The sequence below is a fragment of the Zobellia sp. OII3 genome (genome assembly GCF_002211465.1).
In the GTDB taxonomy this organism is placed as follows: Bacteria; Bacteroidota; Bacteroidia; order Flavobacteriales; family Flavobacteriaceae; genus Zobellia; species Zobellia galactanivorans.
On sequence record NZ_MWRZ01000001.1, the window covers coordinates 583,281 to 606,695 of the forward strand.

22 protein-coding genes are annotated in these 23,415 nt (G+C 43.5%); 9 read left to right on the top strand and 13 right to left on the bottom strand.

Translation table 11 applies throughout. The features are described from left to right. Nucleotides 1-91 precede the first annotated feature (91 nt). Nucleotides 92-655 carry a 5-formyltetrahydrofolate cyclo-ligase gene (locus B4Q04_RS02425; RefSeq protein ID WP_088695897.1) on the top strand — a complete coding sequence of 188 codons (564 nt, stop codon included), beginning with the start codon at nt 92-94 and terminating at the stop codon, nt 653-655. Nucleotides 656-658: 3 nt separating this feature from the next. Here the strand turns inward: B4Q04_RS02425 and B4Q04_RS02430 are convergent, their stop codons facing one another. The 4 genes from B4Q04_RS02430 to ileS form a co-directional block, all read right to left on the bottom strand. Beyond that, nucleotides 659-1,300: a lipoprotein signal peptidase gene (locus B4Q04_RS02430; RefSeq protein WP_088695898.1), complete on the bottom strand. Its 642-nt coding sequence runs from the start codon at nt 1,298-1,300 to the stop codon at nt 659-661. 37 nt (nt 1,301-1,337) lie between these two features. Next, entirely contained in the window at nt 1,338-1,952 is a 615-nt protein-coding gene (locus B4Q04_RS02435) for a hypothetical protein (RefSeq protein WP_046287387.1), read from the bottom strand. A 70-nt stretch (nt 1,953-2,022) separates the two neighbouring features. Then, nucleotides 2,023-2,406, bottom strand: coding sequence for a TraR/DksA family transcriptional regulator (locus tag B4Q04_RS02440; protein WP_013992813.1), 384 nt, complete (start codon nt 2,404-2,406; stop codon nt 2,023-2,025). Nucleotides 2,407-2,410: 4 nt separating this feature from the next. Then, nucleotides 2,411-6,004 (bottom strand): isoleucine--tRNA ligase, encoded by a 3,594-nt coding sequence (gene ileS, locus B4Q04_RS02445; RefSeq protein ID WP_088695899.1) that lies wholly within the window; start codon nt 6,002-6,004, stop codon nt 2,411-2,413. Between the two features lie 191 nt (nt 6,005-6,195). On the opposite strand from ileS, the gene B4Q04_RS02450 reads away from it, so the two are divergent. Next, nucleotides 6,196-6,603, top strand: a complete 408-nt coding sequence (locus B4Q04_RS02450; RefSeq protein WP_088695900.1) for a hypothetical protein — start codon at nt 6,196-6,198, stop codon at nt 6,601-6,603. A gap of 75 nt (nt 6,604-6,678) precedes the next feature. Here B4Q04_RS02450 and B4Q04_RS02455 read toward each other — a convergent pair whose 3' ends face one another. The 4 genes from B4Q04_RS02455 to B4Q04_RS02470 all read right to left on the bottom strand — a co-directional run bounded on the left by B4Q04_RS02455 (nt 6,679) and on the right by B4Q04_RS02470 (nt 12,545). Continuing rightward, nucleotides 6,679-9,090 (bottom strand): TonB-dependent receptor plug domain-containing protein, encoded by a 2,412-nt coding sequence (locus tag B4Q04_RS02455; protein WP_088695901.1) that lies wholly within the window; start codon nt 9,088-9,090, stop codon nt 6,679-6,681. A 1-nt stretch (nt 9,091) separates the two neighbouring features. Beyond that, a complete protein-coding gene (recO, locus tag B4Q04_RS02460; RefSeq protein ID WP_013992817.1) occupies nt 9,092-9,811 on the bottom strand; it encodes a DNA repair protein RecO in 720 nt (239 codons plus the stop codon). Between the two features lie 128 nt (nt 9,812-9,939). After that, nucleotides 9,940-11,283 (bottom strand): NADP-specific glutamate dehydrogenase, encoded by a 1,344-nt coding sequence (gene gdhA, locus B4Q04_RS02465; RefSeq protein ID WP_013992818.1) that lies wholly within the window; start codon nt 11,281-11,283, stop codon nt 9,940-9,942. A gap of 107 nt (nt 11,284-11,390) precedes the next feature. Then, nucleotides 11,391-12,545 carry a cystathionine gamma-synthase gene (locus B4Q04_RS02470; RefSeq protein ID WP_013992819.1) on the bottom strand — a complete coding sequence of 385 codons (1,155 nt, stop codon included), beginning with the start codon at nt 12,543-12,545 and terminating at the stop codon, nt 11,391-11,393. An 87-nt stretch (nt 12,546-12,632) separates the two neighbouring features. Here B4Q04_RS02470 and B4Q04_RS02475 point away from each other — a divergent pair, with 87 nt between their 5' ends. Next, nucleotides 12,633-13,373 (top strand): DUF3298 and DUF4163 domain-containing protein, encoded by a 741-nt coding sequence (locus B4Q04_RS02475; protein WP_088695902.1) that lies wholly within the window; start codon nt 12,633-12,635, stop codon nt 13,371-13,373. Between the two features lie 3 nt (nt 13,374-13,376). Here B4Q04_RS02475 and B4Q04_RS02480 read toward each other — a convergent pair whose 3' ends face one another. Further along, nucleotides 13,377-13,838 carry a DinB family protein gene (locus tag B4Q04_RS02480; protein ID WP_088695903.1) on the bottom strand — a complete coding sequence of 154 codons (462 nt, stop codon included), beginning with the start codon at nt 13,836-13,838 and terminating at the stop codon, nt 13,377-13,379. 87 nt (nt 13,839-13,925) lie between these two features. Between B4Q04_RS02480 and B4Q04_RS02485 the strand changes: the two genes are divergently transcribed. Both B4Q04_RS02485 and B4Q04_RS02490 read left to right on the top strand, forming a co-directional pair. Further along, entirely contained in the window at nt 13,926-14,279 is a 354-nt protein-coding gene (locus B4Q04_RS02485) for an arsenate reductase family protein (protein WP_046287388.1), read from the top strand. Then, nucleotides 14,276-15,178, top strand: coding sequence for a DMT family transporter (locus B4Q04_RS02490; RefSeq protein WP_013992823.1), 903 nt, complete (start codon nt 14,276-14,278; stop codon nt 15,176-15,178). Before B4Q04_RS02485 ends, B4Q04_RS02490 begins: the two co-directional genes overlap by 4 nt. On the opposite strand, the gene B4Q04_RS02495 is transcribed toward B4Q04_RS02490, so the two are convergent. Next, nucleotides 15,153-15,629, bottom strand: a complete 477-nt coding sequence (locus B4Q04_RS02495) for an acyl-CoA thioesterase (RefSeq protein ID WP_013992824.1) — start codon at nt 15,627-15,629, stop codon at nt 15,153-15,155. The genes B4Q04_RS02490 and B4Q04_RS02495 overlap by 26 nt on opposite strands. 122 nt (nt 15,630-15,751) lie before the next feature. Here B4Q04_RS02495 and B4Q04_RS02500 point away from each other — a divergent pair, with 122 nt between their 5' ends. Then, nucleotides 15,752-16,726 carry an NAD(P)H-dependent flavin oxidoreductase gene (locus B4Q04_RS02500; protein WP_013992825.1) on the top strand — a complete coding sequence of 325 codons (975 nt, stop codon included), beginning with the start codon at nt 15,752-15,754 and terminating at the stop codon, nt 16,724-16,726. 55 nt (nt 16,727-16,781) lie between these two features. On the opposite strand, the gene B4Q04_RS02505 is transcribed toward B4Q04_RS02500, so the two are convergent. Further along, complete coding sequence (locus B4Q04_RS02505; RefSeq protein ID WP_088695904.1) at nt 16,782-18,455, bottom strand: FAD-dependent oxidoreductase; 1,674 nt, start codon at nt 18,453-18,455, stop codon at nt 16,782-16,784. A 3-nt stretch (nt 18,456-18,458) separates the two neighbouring features. After that, on the bottom strand, nt 18,459-18,734 hold the full coding sequence (locus B4Q04_RS02510; protein WP_088695905.1) for a UBP-type zinc finger domain-containing protein: 276 nt from the start codon (nt 18,732-18,734) through the stop codon (nt 18,459-18,461). Nucleotides 18,735-18,800: 66 nt separating this feature from the next. On the opposite strand from B4Q04_RS02510, the gene B4Q04_RS02515 reads away from it, so the two are divergent. From B4Q04_RS02515 to B4Q04_RS02525, 3 genes are all read left to right on the top strand, one after another. Next, entirely contained in the window at nt 18,801-19,763 is a 963-nt protein-coding gene (locus B4Q04_RS02515; RefSeq protein WP_088695906.1) for a YheT family hydrolase, read from the top strand. Nucleotides 19,764-19,838: 75 nt separating this feature from the next. After that, nucleotides 19,839-20,324, top strand: coding sequence for a c-type cytochrome (locus tag B4Q04_RS02520; RefSeq protein ID WP_013992828.1), 486 nt, complete (start codon nt 19,839-19,841; stop codon nt 20,322-20,324). A 108-nt stretch (nt 20,325-20,432) separates the two neighbouring features. After that, nucleotides 20,433-21,548 (top strand): glycoside hydrolase family 105 protein, encoded by a 1,116-nt coding sequence (locus B4Q04_RS02525; RefSeq protein WP_201723371.1) that lies wholly within the window; start codon nt 20,433-20,435, stop codon nt 21,546-21,548. A 38-nt stretch (nt 21,549-21,586) separates the two neighbouring features. Here the strand turns inward: B4Q04_RS02525 and B4Q04_RS02530 are convergent, their stop codons facing one another. Further along, nucleotides 21,587-23,176, bottom strand: coding sequence for a SulP family inorganic anion transporter (locus B4Q04_RS02530; protein ID WP_013992830.1), 1,590 nt, complete (start codon nt 23,174-23,176; stop codon nt 21,587-21,589). Nucleotides 23,177-23,415 lie beyond the last annotated feature (239 nt).

Here is a 23,415-nt window from a genome sequence, read left to right on the forward strand (position 1 = left end):
ATCTTAATGATATCTTTTAAGATATATTACGCAGTGTCTGTAAAAGAATAGACGTACTCGAAGTTTCCCATTTCAAAAGAGATTACGCTCAATGCTTAAGAACGATTTACGATCTCTTTACAAGACCAAAAGAGCTTCTTTAGATCAAGAATCCCTCTCCGATTCTAGTTTAAGTATTGCCAACGCATTACTCCACTTGCCGATATGGTCTTTCAGTTATTACCATATCTTTTTGCCGATTACCGAAAATAAGGAAATAGATACCTCTTTCATTCTGACTATCCTTCAAGGGAAAGACAAGAATATCGTCTTGCCCAAAATGGCCGATGGCGCAACTTTACAACACTATCTGCTGACCGACTCTACCCGTATCCAGAAAAACCATTGGAATATACCCGAACCCATTGACGGTATTGAGGTACCGCTAAATAAAATCGATGTTGTTTTCATTCCCTTGCTGGCCTTTGACAAAAAAGGAAACCGAGTGGGCTACGGCAAAGGCTTTTACGATGGCTTTTTAGCCCAATGCCGACCCGATGTCGTCAAGATAGGCCTATCCCTGTTTTCTCCAGAAGAAGAATTAATAGAGGACACCAATAGCAACGATGTGGGTTTAGATTACTGCGTAACGCCCGTAAAAACGTATTCTTTTTAAAAACTACTCCGTTTCTTCTACAGACTCATCACCTGCTTTGCCAAAGGCTTTCTTATTAAATACCAAAAGTATACCTACACCTGTACTTATAGCCATATCGGCAATATTGAAGACAGGTTCAAAGAAGCGAAAACTAGACCCGCCCAAATAGGGTACCCATGAAGGCCAGGTAGTATCTACCATAGGAAAATAGAGCATATCTACGACCTTTCCGTAAAAAAGACTTCCGTAAGGCTCATCGGAAAAGGCAGTAGCCAGCTGTTGATAGCTATCACTAAATATTACGCCGTAAAAAACCGAATCTATTATATTGCCCAATGCACCGGCAAAGATCAGACACACCGCAAGAACGAGTGTTTGGGAAGATTTTTTACGTATGGTATCGTATAGCCAATATCCGATTCCGGCAACGGCAAATAAACGGAATACGGTCAGCACCAACTTACCGGAAGGTTCCGATATAGGAAGGAAATCACTTAGTTTAGCTCCCCAGGCCGCACCAGAGTTCTCAATGAACAATATTTTGAACCAACTGAAAACCTCAACCGACTCGCCCAGTTGAAAATTGGTCTTGATATAGATTTTGCTCAGCTGATCTATGATTAAAACAGCTATAATAATGAGCAACGATTTCTTTAAGTTCATGGTACGTATACAAGTTGAATCCGCAAAAATAAGTATATTATTCGGTTTTCGTAATTTGAATATCCCCTGTAACGGTAGTAAGCGTATACTTCGTATCCCCAACGGGAATATTATCCCTTTCAACACTACCGTATTTATTAATCACATGGATATTCCCGCTTTTCGCGGCAAGCAATATGCTCCCGCTTTGGGTATGCACGTTCACGTTTTCAGAAACGTTTGAAAGCGCACAGCGGCCGTCGTTTAAAGAAACGTTCAGATCCGTATAGTCTCCACTCATCAACACGTTACAGCTTGTACCGAACACGGTCACGTATTTGTACTGAGGCAACACCACTTTCAATTCTATTGAAACCACTTTATGGGCACTAAGCTTATCGTTAGGATTGTGAAAATTGGGTTGGAACCCACTACTGACCATAATAGAGTTACCCTCTTTTTTTACCGAAACCAAAAGGTCTTTCATGTACTCCCCGTCTATGGTGGCCTCTACCGACATTTCGGCCCCTGGTGCCGTTTCCACCGCTAATTTGTAGCAATTGGTCACATCAATGTTAATTGAGGTGATTTCGCTGTTTACCAATGATTTTCTCACCACCTTTTGGGCCGACAAAAGATGGAAGGACAAAAATAAAAACACGAACAACCTCATAGGTACAGATATAAAAAAACCCACAAGAATACACTTCTCGTGGGTTCGATAATTTTTACAGAGCAGCAAATTACTTTTGCATGTTCTTCGCCTCGATGCTCAAAGTAGCATGGGGAACCAACTTCAAACGTTCCTTGGCGATAAGCTTACCGGTAACCCGACAAATGCCGTATGTTTTGTTCTCGATACGCAAAAGCGCATTCTTAAGGTCTCTAATAAATTTCTCTTGGCGGATGGCCAATTGGGTGTTCGCCTCTTTGCTCATGGTTTCGGACCCTTCTTCAAAAGCCTTAAAGGTAGGCGAAGTATCGTCCGTACCATTATTACCGTCGTTCATATATGAGCTTTTCAATAACTCCAAGTGACTCTTAGCCTTCTCGATCTTGTCTTCGATCAACTCCCTGAATTCGGCCAGATCCTTGTCCGAATATCTAACTTTTAAATCTTCTGCCATTATCTTAATGTTTTTCAATAAATAATTTAGTTTTAACTTCATCAAAGGCAACCTCAGTTCCCCTATCCAAGCTTTCTTCAAAAACAAGTTCGGCAGTCAACGTTTCGGTTTTGATATAACCGAGGTTATTCGATACCGCTTTTTCAACAAAACCGTCTTTAAGAATCTTGATATCAATCTTATCGGTCACCTCGAACCCAGAATCTTTTCTCAAGTTCTGAATTCTATTTACAAGCTCTCGAGCTATACCTTCTTCCCTCAAATCTTGATTGATTGTTACGTCCAGCGCTACGGTAAGCGTACCAGAACTTGCAACCAACCAACCTTCGATATCTTGCGAGGCTATCTCTACATCTTGCAGTTGTAATGTAATAATTTTATCGTCAATGTCAAGCGAAATTTCGCCATTCTGCTCAATTTTTTGGATATCATCTTGACCCAATTGCGCAACGGCCTGGGCAATTTTCTTCATATCCTTACCGTATTTAGGGCCTAGCACCTTGAAATTCGGCTTAATTTGCTTCACTAAAATGCCCGATGCATCATCAAGCAATTCTATTTCCTTTACGTTCACCTCCGACATGATCAAATCGGCCACCGCTTCGATCTCGTGCTTTTGATTTTCATCAAGAACAGGTATCATTATCTTTTGTAAGGGCTGACGGACCTTTATCTTTTCTTTCTGACGGATCGAGAGTACCAAGGACGAAATGGTCTGTGCTTTTTCCATCTTACTTTCTAGGTCCTTATCTACGACTGCCTCATCATACTTCGGAAATTCGGCCAAATGTACACTTTCAAATGCTTCCTTTTTGGTCGTATTCGTTAAATCTTTGTACAATCGGTCCATAAAGAAGGGTGCCACGGGTGCCGAAAGTTTGGCTACGGTTTCCAAACAGGTATATAAAGTCTGATACGCCGATATCTTATCCTTTTCATAACTTCCTTTCCAAAAGCGTCTTCTACACAAGCGCACATACCAGTTGCTCAAATTCTCCTGAACATAATCTGAAATGGCACGTGTAGCCTTGGTAGGCTCGTAATCGGCATAGGCTTCGTCAACGGTTTTAATCAACGAATGTAGTTCCGATAAGATCCACCGATCGATTTCAGGTCTTTCGTTCAGCGGAATTTCCGCCTCTGAATAATCAAAAGCATCGATATTGGCATAAAGGCCAAAGAACGAATAGGTATTGTAAAGTGTTCCGAAGAATTTGCGCTTCACCTCAACGATACCCTCGGTATCGAACTTTAAATTATCCCAAGGGTTCGCATTCGAAATCATGTACCAACGTGTAGCATCCGCCCCATGTTCGTTCATGGTATCGAAGGGATCCACGGCATTGCCCAAGCGCTTTGACATTTTTTTGCCCTCCTTGTCCAACACAAGTCCGTTAGACACTACATTTTTATAGGCTACGGAATCGAAAACCATTGTAGCTATGGCGTGTAAGGTATAGAACCACCCTCTTGTCTGGTCGACCCCTTCGGCAATAAAGTCGGCAGGATAGGTCTTGCCCTCATCGATCAAGTCTTTGTTTTCAAATGGATAATGCCATTGGGCATAAGGCATGGAACCACTATCGAACCAAACATCGATCAGATCACTTTCGCGCTTCATCGGTTTGCCCGAAGCGGAAACCAAAACCACCTGATCAACGATATTCTTGTGAAGGTCTATTTTTTCATAGTTTTCGTCAGATAGGTCACCAACCACGAAATCGTCAAAAATATCCTTTTCCATTACACCGGCAGCCACGGCCTTTGCCATTTCCGACTTCAGTTCGGCCACGGATCCAATGATCATTTCCTCTTTTCCGTCTTCGGTCCTCCAAATAGGAAGTGGTATGCCCCAATACCTAGACCTAGAAAGGTTCCAGTCATTGGCATTCGCCAACCAGTTACCAAAACGGCCTTCCCCGGTAGATTTCGGCTTCCAATTAATGGTTTGGTTCAAGGCGAACATACGATCCTTCACATCGCTGATCTTAATAAACCATGAATCTAAGGGGTAATATAAAATAGGCTTATCGGTACGCCAGCAGTTGGGATAACTGTGTACGTACTTCTCCACCTTAAATGCTTTGTTCTCTTCTTTGAGCTTTATGGCAATTTCCACATCGACCGAACGTTCGGGCTCTTCCCCTGCCGTATAATATTCGTTTTTAACATATTTGCCCCCGAACTCTTTCATTTCAGGACGGAACTTCCCTTGCAAATCTACCAATGGAACCGGATTTTTATTTTCATCCAATACCAATAGGGGGGGAACTTCGGGCACAGCCTGTTTGGCCACCAAGGCATCATCGGCACCAAAAGTAGGGGCCGTATGTACAATACCGGTACCGTCTTCCGTAGTTACGAAATCACCGGCAATTACACGAAATGCATTTTCAGGGTTTTGATAAGGAAGTGCATACTCAAGGAGTTGCTCATATCGAATACCCACTAAATCTTTTCCCGCGAATTCCGATAAAACTCTATAAGGAGTCTTATTACTTATATTCTGGATATCGGCATCCTTTAAAAGCTGAACAGTTTCATCGTCAAAATCATATCCATGTTTAGAAAATTCTGTTTTCAAATCATACTTCTTTCTTTTCTCACCAACTAGGATATCGAAAAAAGTCTGAAATTGTTCTTTAATTAAATTCTTACCACAAATAAGATTTATTCGATTATCTCCATCAATTTTTGCATCCAATTGCGAAACCTCAATTGAATTAGGAACTTGAAAAAAAGTTTTTTTGTCGAACTGTTTTTTTACCAAATTTTTAGCCAATATTACCTTGGTAGGCTGGAAAGTATACTGGTTGTAAGTTTCTACCAAGACATATTCTATTTTTGGCCCTACGGTCAACGCGGTGTTCGAAGGCAGTGTCCATGGGGTGGTCGTCCACGCCAAGAAATATACATCACCCTCATTCTGGAGAAAATCGGGCAGCGATTCTTCTATCGTCTTAAATTGTGCCACTACCGTAGTATCGGTCACATCTTGATATGTACCCGGTTGGTTAAGCTCATGCGAACTTAAGCCCGTACCCGCCTTAGGTGAATACGGCTGTATCGTGTACCCCTTATAGATCAAGCCTTTGTCGTATATCTGCTTCAATAACCACCAAACAGACTCCATATATTTTGGCTTGTAGGTAATATATGGGTCGTTCATGTCTACCCAATAGCCTACTTGTTCGGTCATTCGGTTCCACACATCGGTATAGCGCATAACCGCCTTCTTGCAGGCCGCATTATATTCTTCTACGGATATTTTTTTACCGATATCCTCCTTGGTTATCCCCAATTCTTTCTCTACACCCAGTTCAATAGGCAATCCGTGTGTATCCCAACCGGCCTTACGCTTCACTTGAAAACCCTTCATGGTCTTGTACCTCGGAAAGATATCCTTGATCGTTCGCGCCATGACATGGTGGATCCCTGGCATACCGTTTGCCGACGGCGGACCTTCATAAAAAACATAACTAGGTTTACCCTCCCTAGAGGAAATACTTTTCTCGAAAATCTGGTTTTGCTTCCAATAATCGAGTATATCTTCAGCTACTTTGGGCAAATCCAATCCTTTATATTCCGCAAACTTCATAATAAGTGGCTCTACTGCATTAATTTAAGGCTGCAAAATTAGCAATTTTTACCCGAATTAAGTCGATTTGAAAGAATTGAAATACGCCGTATTAAACAAGCTTGTAAGAAAATGTTAAAATATAGCGTCTAAAATGTCGTTTCATACGTATATTCAGAAAACAATTAAACAAAAACTTTAAACACAAAATCATGAAAAAAGTAATTTTAAGTTCCGTTTTGATGCTTGCCCTAAGTATCTCTTTCGTTTCTTGTAGAGACGCCGCAGACAAAGCAAAAAGCGCTAGCGACGAAGCTGGTGCCGCAATGGAACAAGCTGGCGAGGATGCCAAAGAAATGGGCACCGAAGCCATGGAAGACGCCAAAGAAGCTGGTAGCGAAGCTATGGAGCAGGCCGAAGAAGCCGGTGAAGAAATCAAAGCTGGTGCAGAAGATGCCGCCAACGACCTAAAATCAAAAGCTGAAGAAGCTGGTGACGACATCAAGGAAAAAGCCAATGAAGCTGCCAGTGATGTTAAAGATGCCGCCAACGATGCTACGGACAAGGCCAAAGACGCCGCCAACAGTGCTGCTGACAAAGCCAAGGCTGCCGTCAACTAATATATCTTATACATATTACAACGAAAGCCCCCCGACCAATGGTCGGGGGGCTTTATTTTTTTTAACAGGCCAGCACTAAAACCGATAGTCGACTCCCAATACCAAGTTAACACCTGGCGCCACAATACCCGAAGAATATGAACGATAACGCTGATCCGTAATATTTTCAACTCCAAGGGAAGTTTTTAATGCGTTGGTAATAGCATACTGTGCGCGTAAATTGAGGGTGTACCAAGAAGGGGAGAAAGGATTGCCCTCTTCATCGACCGCATAGATATATGTTTTACTTCTTTCGGAAGTCGCCAAATCACCATAGGAAATCTCGCCATTATAATTCAGGAACAAATCGGCCGTTAGCTTCTGGCCTTTGTAAATGAAGTGCAAATCGCCGAAAGTAGGTGCCACATGCCTTCCCGGAGATTCCGTACCGTCATCTTCCTCTTCGATACCCTCCGTAAGCGTAAGGTTGGCCACGGCCGAGAGCTTATCCCCAAAAAACACCTCAGCCCCAAACTCAAGCCCGTATACATAGGCCTTAGCGGCATTCTGTATGGCCTGCACACTACTGAGTTCCCCATTGTACATAATGGCATCTTCCCCATTGAACTTATAGTCCCTTCGTACCAATGCATCTACCAAGTAGGTATAAAAAGCGGCACTTTTAAGCACCACCCGGTCATTAAAGTTTTTCTGTACCCCCAGTTCCACGTTATAGGCATACTCCGGTTCCAAATCGGGATTGGGCACCACTACCGCCCCAGGTTCCGAGTCAAATATCTTGCCTACATCGTCAAGGTTCGGCGCCCTAAAACCGGTAGAGCCGTTCAAGGTAATCTGTAAATCGGCCTTGGGGAACCAACTAAAACCGATGCTTCCCGTCAATGCCCCATTATCAAGCATTGCATCATCGAAAGGGAAGGGGTAGAAGGTTTTGTCGAAAACGGCATTGATCCAGACGTGACTGTACCTAAGGCCCGACAAAAGGGTAAAATTAGGCTTTGCCCTATACTCCCCGTTCACATAACCGGCCAAGGTTTGCCAAGTGGCGCCATCGGGATAGCGCGAAGCGCCCTCGACCAGCTCCTTGGTTTCAATATTTACCTGCTCTCCCGTTGACCCGACCTTGTTGAAGATATATTCCCCTCCATAGTACAAGCGAAGGTCTCCGATTTTCTTGTTTTCAAAATCGACATTCGCAGAAAGGGCATCTACTTTTTCTTCAGTGGTGTAACGTAGCAGATCTCCAAAATCACGATCATTTCTACTCTCCTCAAAATGTTGGTAGGCAGTAGTTATTTTTAATCCGTCGTAAAAAATACCTTTCCCCCTTTTGCTCATCTGCAAATTGCCCATAAACCATTTTTGTGGCCCATAGAACCATTCCGCCGACCGAAGTCCGTCACCTGCCTTATTCGGGCGTATCAAGCGATCGTACCTAGCGTAATCGGAGGTTTCGGAATAGTGTAGCCCAAGCTTGTGCTCCCAAGTATTGTTAGGTGTATAGGCTATTTTTTGCATTAGGTTAAGTTGACTATAGCCTGTTGGGGTTTGTTTTTTAGGATTTTCATTAGGAAGCAAGACATCCGTACCGTTCAAGCTGCCGACAAAGTTTTTTCTAAGATAGGATTCCGGACCGTGGCCCCCCATTTTTAAATCACCAAAATCATTATAGGAAGCACTGGTCAAAAACGCCCACCTCCTTTTTCCCAAATTAAAATCGAAATGAAAGGTATTCTCAGAATTGGCCGAAGCAAAACGATACTTGGCCCCACCTGAGAACGAAAGACTGTCGGAGGTTGAAAATTCGGCCTTTTTGGTATAAAAATTCATTACCCCGCCTATGGCATCACTACCATAAATTACAGAGCCCGGACCAAAGATAACTTCAGTGTTCTGTATGGTGTATGGGTCAATGGAGATTACATTCTGCAGATTCCCTCCCCTAAAAATGGCATTGTTCATACGTACCCCATCTACCGACAACAACAAGCGGTTGGTAGCAAAGCCCCGTATCATAGGGCTCCCTCCCCCCAATTGACTCTTTTGAACGAATACCTTTCCACTGCTTTGCAACAGGTCTGCCGAAGTCTGTGGGTTAGTAAAGGCGATATCACGGGCGTTGATGACCGCAATCTTGTTGGGAATATCTTTTTTCTGCTGTTCCCACTTCGACACCGACATCACCACCTCATCAAGCTCTTCGGCCTTCACGCTCAAAAAAAATCGGTCTCCATGCCTTTGTATCTGGGCTTTTGTAGTTCTTCCGAGTTGATAACTCAAGTGCCGAAAGGTAATACGTTCGTCAACCCCGAACACCTTCAAGTCTACCTTACCGTCAAAGTCGGTCAATGCCGTTTTCGTTCGATCGTAATTATATATGGCCACATTGGAAATAGGTTCACGGGTATCAAAATCCAAGACCGTTACCTCTTGGGAAAAGACAACTTGGGCACACAAAAAAATAAGCAAAAACAGAACTTTGTTCATACTAGCTGAATACTTCGTTTAAGATGGCCAGGGATTTTGGTTTTCTAAACCCCTGTAAATGCAACTCGTAAAACAGCACAAGCGATTGTAAAAGTTCTTGACGGTTGCCTTTATTCATTTTGATATGATGTATCCCATCAAAATTTATGCCCAAGAAGGTTTTAAAGTAGGTAAGATTTTCCCCACTAAGAATAGGGTTCAACGATGGCGTATCGGTAAACTCCCCTTCGAGCAAATCAAAACTACTTGCGCCCATCTGTTCGGTATCTGGGTAAAAGCCCAAATATTTGGTAAGCCGAATCAAAAAGTAAATATGGAAATTAGCAAAATCAACCTGTGTATCAAGCCATTGCAAGCTTACCTCTATAAACTCGAAAAGCGAAGGGTTGGGCTCTTCCTCGTGAATGCTGTTGGCCAACATTTCAGAGAGAAACATGGTCATGGCATTTTTTGAGATATCGGAATGCAGCGTCTGGTACGCATAATGTATCTTCGCCTCCCGTATACTTTCGAGGGCTCCCTTATTTCTATGGTTGGCAACAATCTCCAACTGGGTCAAGGGTTGAAAATAGGCCGATTTCAATTTTCCCTTTTTCGATGCCAGAACCCCTCGCAGCAAATAGGGTTTTACCCCATCGGAAACCGTAAAAGCCTTTACGATCAAGCTCGTGTCGCCATATTTAAGCGAAGAAAGTACTATAGCTTTGGTGGTTAGCTGCATTTATGTGATAGGGTTTAGCACAAATATAGCTTTAAAATCTACGTAGTGGAAAACACGGTCAACCCTAAAAAGACCCGTAACTTTCAAAAGCTACGGGTCTCGTCTATTTACTATTATTAAGTTACCTATTAAATCACCCCTTGGGCCAACATGGCATCGGCAACTTTTACAAAACCAGCGATGTTTGCGCCTTTTACATAGTTACAGTAGCCATCGTCTTCTTTACCGTATTTGATGCAAGAATCGTGAATTTCCTTCATGATATCACGGAGTCGTTCATCGACCTCTTCCCTTGTCCAGCTGATACGCAATGAGTTTTGCGACATTTCCAGACCTGAGGTTGCCACGCCCCCGGCATTAGAAGCCTTGCCTGGTGCGAACAAAATTTTGGCTTCGTGGAATTTATGCACGGCATCCGCATTACACGGCATATTGGCTCCCTCGACCACGCAGATACAACCGTTTTTCAACAAAGCTTCCGCATCGTGCTTTGTTAACTCGTTCTGGGTAGCACAAGGAAGGGCTATATCACATTTTACGTTCCAAGGCGTCTTACCCTTATGATACTGCGCCCCACTGTATTTTTCCACATATTCCGAAATCCTACCGCGTTTATTGTTCTTAAGATCCATTACATAGTCCAATTTCTCGACATCGATACCTTCTGGATCGTAGATATACCCGGCAGAATCGGAAAGTGTAACCACCTTACCGCCTAGCTGCAACACTTTTTCCGCCGCGTATTGCGCCACGTTACCGGATCCCGAAATAACCACGGTTTTACCTTCAAAACTTTCATTTTTGGTGTTGAGCATACTTTCTGCAAAATATACCGTTCCATACCCTGTAGCTTCCGGACGGATCCTAGAGCCTCCCCATGAGAGTCCCTTTCCCGTCAATACCCCGGTAAACTCATTTCTAATTTTCTTGTACATACCGAACAAGAACCCGATTTCACGGGCGCCAACACCGATATCTCCCGCAGGCACATCGGTATTCGGGCCGATATGACGGCAAAGCTCCGTCATAAACGCATGGCAAAAGCGCATAACCTCATCGTCTGACTTGCCCTTCGGGTCAAAATCGGAGCCTCCTTTACCACCGCCCATAGGCAAGGTCGTAAGACTGTTCTTGAACACCTGTTCGAAAGCTAGGAATTTTAAGATACTGGCATTTACGGAAGGATGAAAACGCAAACCTCCTTTATATGGACCAATGGCTGAGTTCATCTGAACGCGATATCCCCTGTTTACATGGATAACACCTTCATCGTCTACCCATGCCACCCTAAACGATATCAGCCTTTCGGGCTCTACCATTCGGGTCAAGATATTTTTGCCCTTGTATATTTCATTTTCCGCAATGTATGGGATTACCGTCTCAGCAACCTCTTGCACCGCTTGAATGAACTCGGGCTCATGTCCGTTTCGCTTTTTGACTTCATCCATGAAGTCTTTAATTTTTGAATCCATAAACAGATGTCCTATAGAATTATTTTGTTAGATTTTGATAGTCTCGGTAAAATTATGTTATTATTAAGAATAAAAAAGCCGATTTTTCAAAAAATCCCCCGTGACGCTTATCCTATAGCCTGCTCCAAATCGGCTATCAAATCGTCCTTATCTTCGATACCCACACTCAAGCGGATCAAAGCATCGACCACCCCGCTCTTCTCCCGTTCTTCTTTGGGTATACTCGCATGGGTCATACTGGCCGGATGTCCTGCCAAACTCTCCACCCCTCCCAAGGATTCGGCCAAGGTGAACAATTTAAGCCGCTCAACTATCTTTATAGCCTCCTCATAACTACTGCCCTTTGTTACAAAGGAAATCATGCCCCCGTATCCGTTCATTTGACTTTTGGCGACTTCATGGTTGGGGTGGCTCTCAAAACCGGGCCAATACACCTTTTCGATTTTGGGATGATTTTCCAAATATCGCGCAACGGCTTCGCCGTTCTCACAATGGCGCTGCATACGCACATGCAATGTTTTTATACCTCTCAAAATCAAAAAGCTATCCATAGGTCCACATACCGCCCCACTAGCATTCTGGATGAAATAAAGTTGGTCTGCCAGTTCTTTGTTCTTAACGACCAAGGCCCCTGCGACCACATCGCTATGCCCGCCTAAATATTTGGTCGCGGAATGCATAACGATATCCGCCCCCAAATCCAAGGGAGTCTGCAAATACGGTGTGGCAAATGTATTATCTACCGCTAACAACACATTGTGTTTTTTGGCAACTGCGGCCACCGCCTTTATATCTATAATATTCATCATAGGGTTGGTCGGGGTCTCGACCCATATCAACTTCGTATTTCCTGTAATGGCCGCTTCGATGGTATCGGTATCTTGCATGCCGACAAAATTGAATTTTATGCCATATTTCTCGAATATCTGTTTGAACAATCGGTAGCTTCCCCCGTATAAGTCGTTTGTTGAAACCACCTCATCACCTGGGCCAAGTAATTTTATAACGGCATCAATAGCCGCCAAGCCACTTGCAAAGGCCAAACCATAGGTGCCATTCTCAATGCTGGCCAATGAATTCTCCAATGCCGTTCGGGTGGGGTTGGCACTTCGCGAATACTCGTAGCCCTTATGTCCACCAGGAGTGGTCTGTGCATAGGTAGATGTTTGATAAATAGGAGGCATAACGGCGCCATAGGCCTTGTCTGGCTGCTGCCCTCCGTGTATTGTCTTACTGTTGAATTTTAACGTTTTTTCGCCCATTTTTTATATTTATTCGTTCAAATCTATCATTATCTTTGATGCTGGACAATCCAGCTTATTTTTATTCTACCCCAACTAAATTTCACTATGAGAACCCAAGTTACCTATATCATTTTACTTTTGGTATTTGTCGGCTGCCAAAAAGAAAACAAACTGACCTTTGAGACCTTAAACCTCGATGAGACACGCTGTTCGGAGTGTCCGACGGTTGAAATACAGATTCCAAAAGCCCTTGAGAATTCAAAGATGGCCAAGACGATCAATACCGCCCTGAAAGAAGAAATCATTGAAACCCTAAACTACGACGATGAGCTAGAGGCATCATCGATAAAAGATGCCGTTGAATCTTTTAGCAATGGCTATTGGGAGCTTAAAAAGCTATACCCCGAAGAGGCTACCCGTTGGGAGGCCAATATAGAAGGTAAGGTGTCGTATGAAGACAACGACTTTCTTACCATTGAGCTAAATTCCTATATTTTCACCGGAGGCGCCCACGGTTACGGCTCTCAGCGTTTTTTGAATTTTGACAAGCACAAAGCCAAAGAACTGGAGAACTGGCAACTTTTTCAAGACCGTAAAGATTTTGAAAAGTTCGCCGAACAAAAATTCAGGGACCAAGAACACATCCCCCAAGACAGTCCGATCAATAGTACCGGGTTTATGTTCGATAGCGATGTATTCCACTTGCCTGAAAACATCGGGTTTACCGAAGAAGGCATAAGGTTGTTATACAACCCTTATGAGGTGGCGTCCTATGCGGATGGCCCCATAGTTCTAACCTTACCATTCTCAGAAATAAAACCATATTTGGCCAAAAACAAATCGTAAATATTACTTTCCTACCACTTTGAGCAAGGCGATAATGGCAGCGGCATGCAATCCTTCGTGATACAAGTTAAAGGTAAGTGCATCTTCAGCCGATGTTAAGGTAACCCCCGCACTGGTAGTATAGGTAGTGTAGTCTTGAAAAAGACCTGCCTCGTAGTCTTCCTTGGCCCATTCTACCGTAGAGATCAAGAAATCGGCAATAAGCTTCATTTCTTCCTCCGTGGCAGTTCCGTCAGGCTTGGTGCCCTTCATAAACTTTTCAACAAGCTCACCGGGAACCCGCATTTGAAGCTTACCCAATTTGTATACCAATATTTGTGTAGTGATTACGGTATGGGCAATATTCCACCAAACGTTATTGTTGAAACCCTTGGGTATTTCAAGCAGTTGCTCCTTAGGGATTTCGGTAAGTATCTTATAAAGACGTTTTCTGTTCTCTAGAGTAACATCAAAAATTTTCTCCACGGCAATTGAATTTTAATAGTAGGCCCCAAAAATAGTACAATTGAACTGAATTGGGTTTCTTTGCAAAGTGAATTTATGTTAAGAAGAATGAAAAAGATTTACTACCTCTCCACCTGTGACACCTGTAAAAGAATACTCAAGGAATTAGCGCCCTTAGATGGCATTGCCCTTCAAGATATCAAAACGGAGGCCATGACGCCCGAACAGGTAGAACAAATGCAAGCACTTGCCGGAAGCTACGAAGCCTTGTTCAGCAAACGCGCCCGCCTTTACCGACAACTGGGACTACACGAAAAGCAGCCTTCGGAAAGCGAGTTGAAAGATTTGATCCTAAAGCACTATACTTTTCTGAAACGGCCGGTCATCATTGTAGACGGGCAAATTTTTGTGGGGAACAGCAAAAAAACAGTTGAAGAAGCCAAAGTCGCCTTACACCATTGAGCCGGCGCACACTAGCCATATTGGCCGCCATCGGCGCAACCATAATCTACGCCTTGAACCATACGATTGCCAAAGGGGTAATGCCGAACCATGTACAGCCCTTTGGGTTTATCATGTTGCGGGTCATTGGCGCATCGATATTGTTTTGGAGCGTTTCCTTCTTTGGCCCCAAGGAAAAGATTGAAAAAAAGGATTATCCGAGAATGTTCATCTGCGCGCTTTTGGGCATGGGCCTCAATATGCTGGTGTTCTTCAAGGGCCTTTCTTTATCTACCCCTATCAATAGCGCTGTCTTAATCACCACCACACCGATTATAGTGGTATTGCTCTCGGCGGTTTTGATCAAGGAAAAAATCATACCCCAAAAAATGATAGGTATCTTGATAGGCCTTTTAGGCGCACTTGGACTTATCTTTTTCGGAACGGAACTAAGAGCGGACGCCCCCAATATTCCCTTGGGAAATTTTCTGATTTTTATGAATTCGGTATTCTACGGTTCATACCTGATCGGAGCAAAAACCTTAATTGCCAAGTACCACCCCTTTACCTTTATGAAATGGCTTTTTACCATCGGCATATTTATCTGTCTTCCGTTCGGATATCATGAACTTATGGCCATAGACTGGCCCAACCTACCTTTTGAAGCCTTGTGGAAAATTGCATTTGTAGTTTTAGGAACTACATTTTGCACCTATCTATTCAACATTTTTGCCTTGACCCAGTTGAAAGCCTCTACCCTAAGTGCCTTTGTATACATTCAACCCTTAATAGGCATCCTCTTTGCAGTGGCCACAGGGCAGGACAAACTTACCACACTTAAAATACTCGCTGGTTGCTTGGTATTTTTAGGCGTATACTTGGCCAGTAAAAAACCTAAACCAAATCCCTTGGAGCCTTAGCGAACCTTCTAGTATCCTCTTTGGTCAATACCTTAAACCCTTCGGCCTTTTCAATAGCACTGAATTTTTCCAACAAATCGTTGGTCAAACCGGTGAGCTTACGGGTCTTCAGGTCAATCCAGGCACCCATCATTTCACAATGGGCAAAATTCCTTCCCTTATAATCGTAAAAATTATGATGGAATTCAAAGAACTGTGCATCTTCGCTCATTCCCATAATTTCCATGGAAACCTTTACGGGCTTACCGGGAAAAGCCTCTTTGAAGTAGTACATATGTTCGTAAAAAACCACCGGACCGATCTCTCTCTCCAATAGTGTTCGATGGCTAAAACCGATTTCGGTCAAATAACTCATCCGTGTGTGGCTCATAAAATTCAGATAAGCAGAATTGGCCAAATGCCGGTTTGCGTCAACATCGCTCCAGCGAATTTCAAACTCTTTTAGATACATATTTTGCGAATTAATTTCTTATGCATGCATAAGAATAGCAAAAATACCATAGTTTTGAAAAACAAAGGAATTTCTAGCCTTAAAGTTTACTGCTAATTTAATTCTATCTAATACCGATACATATGAGTGCTAAACCTTCATTTATAGACGAATTGGCGCTGCCAGCCATTGCAGCCCCCATGTTTTTGATATCAAGCCCAAAACTGGTTGTAGAATGTTGTAAAAACGGTATTGTCGGAACATTTCCCGCCCTTAACCAGCGCACTAGCGAGGGTTTTGAAGAGTGGCTTATCGAGATCAAAACCGAACTTGAAAATTTTGAAAAAGAAACCGGTAAGAAGCCAGCGCCCTATGGCGTAAACCTTATTGTACACCCGACCAACCCAAGGCTCGAGGCCGATGTAAGACTCTGCATAAAACATAAAGTCCCCCTGGTCATCACCTCTCTTGGGGCGGTCTCCAAGGTGGTTGATGCCATTCATAGTTATGGCGGACTCGTATTTCACGATATCATCAAAAAACGTCATGCGGAAAAGGCCCAGGAAGCTGGGGTCGATGGCTTGATCCTAGTTGCCGCAGGTGCAGGCGGGCATGCAGGTACGACCAACCCAATGCCATTGGTTTCCGAAATAAAGAAATTTTTTCACAAGACCATCATTCTTTCAGGATGTATCAGTACGGGGCGCGATATTGCCTCTGCACTACAAATGGGCGCCGACTTGGCCTATATGGGCACGCGCTTTATCAATACCGAAGAAAGCAAGGCATCTCCCGAATACAAAAAGATGATCATTGATGCCGGAGCGAATGACGTAGTCTATACGGCTGCCATTTCAGGGGTTCATGCCAATTTTCTAGGGGCAAGCCTAAAAGCGGCGGGACTGACCGAGGAAGACCTTAAAAAGGACAGGAAAATCGATTTTGGGAAAGAGCTCGATACCGAGGCCAAAGCATGGAAGACCATTTGGTCGGCAGGTCAAGGTTCGGCCTTGATCGACAATACGCTTCCGGTTTCAGAGTTGATTTCCCAACTAAAAAGCGAATTCAAATCGGCCATTGAAGAACAAATAAAGGTATTGGAAAAATATCCGAAGTAAAACCAATTAAAAGTTTGCAAGGGACCCTCGTGGAATCAACTCTCTCGGCGGTCCCTTATTTTATTGACCAGGCTTTTACACCTGCCGATTCCCTAGCCCTCAAATCGGCCAAAAACCGATGGACTTGACTTACCGCCATCGACCCTTCGCCTACCGCGGAAGCAACCCGCTTTACAGAACCCTTGCGCACATCGCCCACCGCGAAAAAACCCGGTATACTAGTCTCTAGGGACTGTGGTTTCCGTTGGCTGTAGATATCGCACATATACAGGTCTTCTTCATTAATTCCCGGCCCTGTACAAACAAAACCTTTTTCATCGGTGGCCACAATGCCCTCCAACCATTCGGTACATGGTTTGGCCCCTATAAAGGTAAACAGGTTGGTAATGTTCATTTCGGTTTCCTGGCCATCCTTTTTACGCAATACAAGCGATTCCAAATGATGATCTCCTTTCAATTCGGTTACTTGGGCGTTCAATTGCACGTAAATATTAGGTGCCGCCTCAATGCGCTGTACGAGATAATCGCTCATTTTCGCCCCGAGGTCACCTCCCCGTAATACCACATGTACCTCTTTGGCATAATCGGCAAGAAACAATGCAGCCTGACCAGCCGAATTTCCTCCTCCCACAACGCCTACCAATTCACTTTTGCAAGCCGATGCATTCATCCCCGTAGCGGAATAATACACCCCGCTACCTTCGTATTTTTGAATGGTATCAATAGGTAATTGCCGATAATTGGCTCCCGTAGCCGCCATTAACGACTTTGCCTTTATTACTTTTCCGTTAGTGGCCGAAAGCACAAAATGGTTGCCCGTATGCTCTATTTTTTCCGCCCTATGGGGAATGGAAATATTACAACCGAACTTCTGGGCCTGTACATAGGCCCGATTCGCAAGGTCACGCCCCGATATTCCCGTAGGAAATCCCAAATAATTCTCGATTTTAGAGCTCTTTCCGGCCTGGCCTCCCGGGGCATTGCTATCTATGGTAACGACACTTAATCCTTCAGAAGCCGCATAGACACTGGCCGCCAAGCCCGATGGACCTGCGCCGATGACCAACAGGTCGAATATCTTGTCTTCAAAATCCATTAACACCCCAGAAAAACGGGCCACTTCATCTAAGGAAGGTTTCATATGAAGCTGGCCTCCGTTGCAGATCATAAGAGGCAGATCCTTTTCGGAAAGGTCAAAATTTTTGAGCAAATCATTGGCTTCCGAAGTTTGATCTACATCTAAAAAGTTATACCAGATATAGTTCTTATCCATAAAATCGCGAATGGCGTAGGCCTCTTTTGAGTTGCCCGACCCTACCAACTTGATACCTCCTACGTACTCGTTCAAAATGGTATCTTGACGCTGCAAAAAAGCATTAAGCAGCAAATCACTTAGATTACTATGTTTGGCTATGGCCTCTTTTAATTTATAGGGACTCACCCTAAGAAGCTCCGAACCCGCTTTGGCAACGGCCCTAAACTGCGCTCCGCGATCAGATAACATTCCACTATCTCCCGAAAACTCGTTCTTACCATGTACAACTATTACTTTTTTTTCATTGTTAGGGTTGAGTATGGCAATTTCTCCTTCGAGTACAACGAAGAAATCATACCTCAGTTGGCCTAAATCGAATACTACCGCTTCTTCGTTATAGTGTTCAATATTCCCATATCCCTTTAAAATATTGACATGGCTTTGGGGCAATTGCGGAAATCTGGGATCATTCATAATTTAATATCTAGCGATTTGTTCATCTTCATAGCACCAAAGCCATCTTTCGTTAGGTTCTGCACTACTTATTACGGGGTGCCCACTTGAATGGGCGTGCTTGCTGGCGTGTCGATTGGGTGAACTGTCACAACAAAGTGTAACGCCGCAAGATTGACAGGTACGTAAATGAACCCAACTATCTCCGGTTTCCACACATTTGGCACATTCCTGTGCCTTTGCCTGTTTTACTTCCGTGATCTGATTTAAATGACCACATTTTTGGGCTATTTTTGACATGCTTAAATTTACAATAAAGTTTCACACGGCCGTTTTCCTTAATATCATTTTATATATCTTGCCAAAATGCCTTTAGTTACCTCACATTACAATCCCCCCTTTATATTTAAGAACGGACATCTCTCTACAGTATATTCCGGTCTTTTTAGACGCATAAAAGGAGTACAGCAAACCCGAGAACGCATTGAGCTTGACGATGGGGATTTTATGGATTTGGACTGGAGCTATGCCAAAATTGCCTCAGAAAAAGTGGTGATACTATTGCACGGCCTAGAAGGCAATGCCCAACGCCCCTATATCACAGGAAGCGCCAAAGCCTTTAATGCAGATGGTATCGATGCATGCGCCGTAAATTTCAGGGGATGCAGCGGTGAAACCAACCGCTTGTTTCGTTCGTACCATTCCGGTGCCACCGAAGACCTCGACGCCGTTGTTCAACATATCGTAAAAAACAAAAACTATTCTGAAATTTATATAAAAGGCGTTAGTCTGGGCGGAAATATGGCCCTAAAATATGCCGGAGAAGCAAGGGACTTGCCCCCTGAGCTAAAAGCGGTAATCGGTGTGTCGGTTCCCTGTGACCTTTACAGCTCGCTCAGAGCGCTCCTATCGCCCAACAACTACCTCTATGCCAAACGTTTCAAAAAACATTTGGTCGAAAAATTATATCCCAAACAAAAGATGTTTCCCAATAACATATCAATGGAGGATATCACGAATATTAAAACCTTAAAAGACTTTGACGACATCTATACGAGCAGGGCACACGGTTTTAAAAACGCCATTGATTATTACCAACAATGCAGTTGCAGACAGTTCTTGCCCGACATAAAAATCCCTACCTTAATCATCAATGCCAAAAACGATTCTTTTTTGGGCGAGGAATGTTATCCGGTGACCGAAGCCAACAAAAATCGGCATCTGTATTTAAACCTTCCCGATTATGGGGGTCATGTGGGCTTCGTAAGCTCTTCAAACTTTTATTACTCCGAAAAAACAGCAATTAAATTTGTGCAAGACATGGTTTAAATTTAGTGATTCGCTATATTAGTGCCGCAAACAAAAAGCCACAATAAAGGCTTGAATATTGAAATAAGGCATAAAATGAAAAAATTATTAAGCGTATTGGCACTAGGTGCACTACTAGCCAGTTGTGGCGAAGAAAAAAAAGAAGAAAAAAAGGGTGGTTTTGAAATGAACCGTACCAAAACCGAAACCAAAGCGGTAGAAGCTAAATCCGAAGGTGTTCCGGTAGACATGGACAACCAAGGTGTAGGCCCGTATAAAGATATTTCCTTTGATGCCGATATCAATGCCGAGTTGGCCACTGCCGGTGAAGCCAAGTTCAAAGCGGTTTGTACGGCTTGTCACATGGTCGATAAACGTTTGATAGGCCCAGCACTAAAAGGTGTTTACGAAAGAAGGAGTCCGGCTTGGGTTATGAACATGATCGCCAACCCTGATAAAATGTTGAAAGAAGACCCGATTGCTAAAGCACTTCTAAAAGAATACAACAACGCCATAATGTTGAACCAAAATCTTTCTGACGAAGATACAAGAGCGGTTGCGGAATACTTGCGCACCCTTTAAGGTCGACATTTTTTATATTATTATGCCGTTATCCTTCTATCTTAGGGTAACGGCATACTTTTTTTGAATATATTAGAGGTTCTTAACCCATCCAAAAAAACATTTACATTGAAACTACTACGCCATTTTTTTACTACCATTATTATTTTTTCGTGTACGGGCACGTCTTTTTCCCAAAAGATAAAGCCAAAGAAAGTAAAGGAAACCATGCAACGTGTTGCCGATTGGCAAATTGACCACTTTGACGGATTGTACAGCGACCATAAGAAGCCACATCACCCATTGGACTGGACCAATGGCGCACTCTATGTAGGCATGGTCAAATGGGCCGCTATGGCAGACAACGATAGTTATTACGAATGGCTAAAGAAGATAGGTGAAGAAAACGCCTGGCAATTGTACAGAAGAAAATACCACGCAGACGACCATACGGTTGGTCAAATGTATATTGAGCTGTATCGAAAATACAAAGACGAAAAAATGATTGCCCCTACCAAAGAGCAATTCAATTTTTTAATGTACCACCCCTCACAAAGTGTCTTAAATTGGGCTACCCCATACCACCAAGACCGTTGGAACTGGTGTGATGCCCTTTTTATGTCTCCCCCTGTATGGGCTAAATTGTATAAGGTTACGGGCGAAGAAAAATACCTAGATTTCATGCTTTCCGAGTTTAAGGCTTCCACCGATTTTCTTTTTGATAAGGAAGAGAGCCTATATTACCGTGACGAACGATACTTCGACAAATTGGACAATGGCACTAAAGTATTTTGGTCTAGAGGAAACGGCTGGGTATTTGCCGGTCTTGTCAATATCATGAACGAACTTGACCCACAGAGTGAAGCCTACGCCTATTTCTTGGACATCTATAAAAAAATGGCCGAAAAATTAATTGCGATACAGACTTCCGAAGGGCATTGGGCCATGAGCCTGTTGGGACAAGAGTTTTACCCTACCCCAGAAACAAGCGGATCATCTTTTTACGTGTACGGCCTGGCATGGGGTATCAACAATGGGATACTGGACAAAAAGACTTACGAACCGGCCGTAAAAAAAGGCTGGAACGCCATGGTAAGCCATGTAACAAAAGACGGTATGCTAGGCTATGTGCAACCTATTGGCGCAGCCCCAGGAAAAGCTTGGCCCGATAAAACCGAAGTATACGGAACAGGGGCTTTCTTAAGTGCAGGCTCTGAAGTATATAAACTTTACGGAGGCGAATAAACACCAACGTATCATATAGATCACGGCCGCTCTAAATATTAGATTTCGATCTCAGGCTTGTCAACGGCAACCTTGTAGGTAGGATCCTCCATAACGTTAACGTCGATAATATCTTCGGCGTTCGCCAATAGACGGATACAATCTTTGCTTAGGTGGCGAAGGTGTACCTTTTTACCGGCTTTGGCATAACGCTCCGTAATCTTATTCAAGGCCTCTATACCCGACATATCGGCCACACGGCTTTCCTTGAAGTCTATAACCACTTCCTTGGGGTCGTTCGCGATATCGAATTTCTCAGAAAATAAGGTCGTTGAGCCAAAGAATAAGGGGCCGTATATTTCATAGTGCTTTACTCCGTTTTCATCGGTATATTTCCTAGCCCGAATACGCTTGGCATTTTCCCAAGAGTAGGCCAATGCAGAGATAATCACACCTAATAGAACGGCAATGGCCAAGTTGTGGGTAATGGCGGTAATCAAGGTTACCAAGACCATAACCACTACATCGGACTTTGGCATCTTTCCAAAAGTCTTAAAGCTCGCCCATTCAAAAGTACCGATGGCCACCATAAACATTAACCCGACCAATGCGGCCATAGGCAACTGTTCGATAAGACTAGAGCCAAACATGATAAAAACCAATAGCATAATCGCTGCAGTAATACCTGACAAACGTGCCCTAGCTCCTGAAGAGGTATTGATCAAACTCTGACCGATCATAGCGCAACCGCCCATTCCTGACAAGAAACCGGAAAGGATGTTGGCCGTTCCTTGGGCAACGCATTCTTTGTTTCCGCTACCCCTGGTATCCGTAATTTCATCGATAATATTCAAGGTTAACAAACTTTCAATCAAGCCAACACCTGCAACAATGGCGGCGTAAGGGAAAATTATACTAAGTGTTTTAAGCGTCATTGGCAATTGGGGAATGGACAACGGGGGAAAACCACCTTTGATCGTTTCTCCTTCACCCATGGTATCGGCCACGGTAAGGGTGTCAACGCCAAAACCGATAACTATTGCAGAGACTACAACAATGGCCAACAATGAAGAGGGGATGGCCTTGGTCAACTTTGGAAAACCCCAAATGATAACCATGGTCAACAACGTAAGTCCTAGCATAATATACATAGATGGCCCGGTCAACAATTGATCCGTACCCTTTTGATAGAAGTTAGGAAACTGTGCCATAAAAATGATAATGGCCAAACCATTAACAAATCCAAACATTACCGGATGCGGCACCAAGCGAATGAATTTACCCAACCTTAGTACACCGGCCAGAATCTGTAGTACTCCCGCAATGATGACGGTAGCAAAAACATAGTTCAATATGGTTTCGGGCTCAATACCCGGAAACGTGCGTTTCAACTCTAAAATCAATCCGACAAAAATTACGGCTACTGCGCCCGTGGCTCCGGAAATCATACCAGGACGACCTCCGAGAATAGAAGTTACCAAACAAAGAATAAAGGCCGCATATAAACCCGTTAACGGAGAAAACCCCGGAATAAGGGCGAATGCAATGGCCTCTGGAACCAAGGCCAAGGCCACGGTAAGACCCGATAGAATCTCGGTCTTGTAATCTACCTTTTGCTTAAAATCGAATAAATTGAAATACTTCTTCACGACAGTAGGATTTTGAGCGGGCAAAAATACACCAAAATACCCTATAAGCCATAGACTAGGGGATTAAATGCATTTGAAGAAATTACAACTATAAATATCTGAACATCAAAATATTACTATTTAAGCTTATTTCCTTACAAAGAATAGCCCGTAAGAAATATAACAGAAAAACCGATCCTATAAAAAAAGAACCGCCCCAAGCATTGCTGCCCAGGGCGATTCCTAACTAAATAACCAAC

What these genes read in the sequence shown, in the direction of transcription:
- B4Q04_RS02425 (WP_088695897.1), top strand. Translation starts at nt 92, where the DNA reads ATGCTTAAGAACGATTTACGATCTCTTTACAAGACCAAAAGAGCTTCT.
- B4Q04_RS02430 (WP_088695898.1), bottom strand. Translation starts at nt 1,300, where the DNA reads ATGAACTTAAAGAAATCGTTGCTCATTATTATAGCTGTTTTAATCATA.
- B4Q04_RS02435 (WP_046287387.1), bottom strand. Translation starts at nt 1,952, where the DNA reads ATGAGGTTGTTCGTGTTTTTATTTTTGTCCTTCCATCTTTTGTCGGCC.
- B4Q04_RS02440 (WP_013992813.1), bottom strand. Translation starts at nt 2,406, where the DNA reads ATGGCAGAAGATTTAAAAGTTAGATATTCGGACAAGGATCTGGCCGAA.
- ileS (WP_088695899.1), bottom strand. Translation starts at nt 6,004, where the DNA reads ATGAAGTTTGCGGAATATAAAGGATTGGATTTGCCCAAAGTAGCTGAA.
- B4Q04_RS02450 (WP_088695900.1), top strand. Translation starts at nt 6,196, where the DNA reads ATGAAAAAAGTAATTTTAAGTTCCGTTTTGATGCTTGCCCTAAGTATC.
- B4Q04_RS02455 (WP_088695901.1), bottom strand. Translation starts at nt 9,090, where the DNA reads ATGAACAAAGTTCTGTTTTTGCTTATTTTTTTGTGTGCCCAAGTTGTC.
- recO (WP_013992817.1), bottom strand. Translation starts at nt 9,811, where the DNA reads ATGCAGCTAACCACCAAAGCTATAGTACTTTCTTCGCTTAAATATGGC.
- gdhA (WP_013992818.1), bottom strand. Translation starts at nt 11,283, where the DNA reads ATGGATTCAAAAATTAAAGACTTCATGGATGAAGTCAAAAAGCGAAAC.
- B4Q04_RS02470 (WP_013992819.1), bottom strand. Translation starts at nt 12,545, where the DNA reads ATGGGCGAAAAAACGTTAAAATTCAACAGTAAGACAATACACGGAGGG.
- B4Q04_RS02475 (WP_088695902.1), top strand. Translation starts at nt 12,633, where the DNA reads ATGAGAACCCAAGTTACCTATATCATTTTACTTTTGGTATTTGTCGGC.
- B4Q04_RS02485 (WP_046287388.1), top strand. Translation starts at nt 13,926, where the DNA reads ATGAAAAAGATTTACTACCTCTCCACCTGTGACACCTGTAAAAGAATA.
- B4Q04_RS02495 (WP_013992824.1), bottom strand. Translation starts at nt 15,629, where the DNA reads ATGTATCTAAAAGAGTTTGAAATTCGCTGGAGCGATGTTGACGCAAAC.
- B4Q04_RS02500 (WP_013992825.1), top strand. Translation starts at nt 15,752, where the DNA reads ATGAGTGCTAAACCTTCATTTATAGACGAATTGGCGCTGCCAGCCATT.
- B4Q04_RS02505 (WP_088695904.1), bottom strand. Translation starts at nt 18,455, where the DNA reads ATGAATGATCCCAGATTTCCGCAATTGCCCCAAAGCCATGTCAATATT.
- B4Q04_RS02510 (WP_088695905.1), bottom strand. Translation starts at nt 18,734, where the DNA reads ATGTCAAAAATAGCCCAAAAATGTGGTCATTTAAATCAGATCACGGAA.
- B4Q04_RS02515 (WP_088695906.1), top strand. Translation starts at nt 18,801, where the DNA reads ATGCCTTTAGTTACCTCACATTACAATCCCCCCTTTATATTTAAGAAC.
- B4Q04_RS02520 (WP_013992828.1), top strand. Translation starts at nt 19,839, where the DNA reads ATGAAAAAATTATTAAGCGTATTGGCACTAGGTGCACTACTAGCCAGT.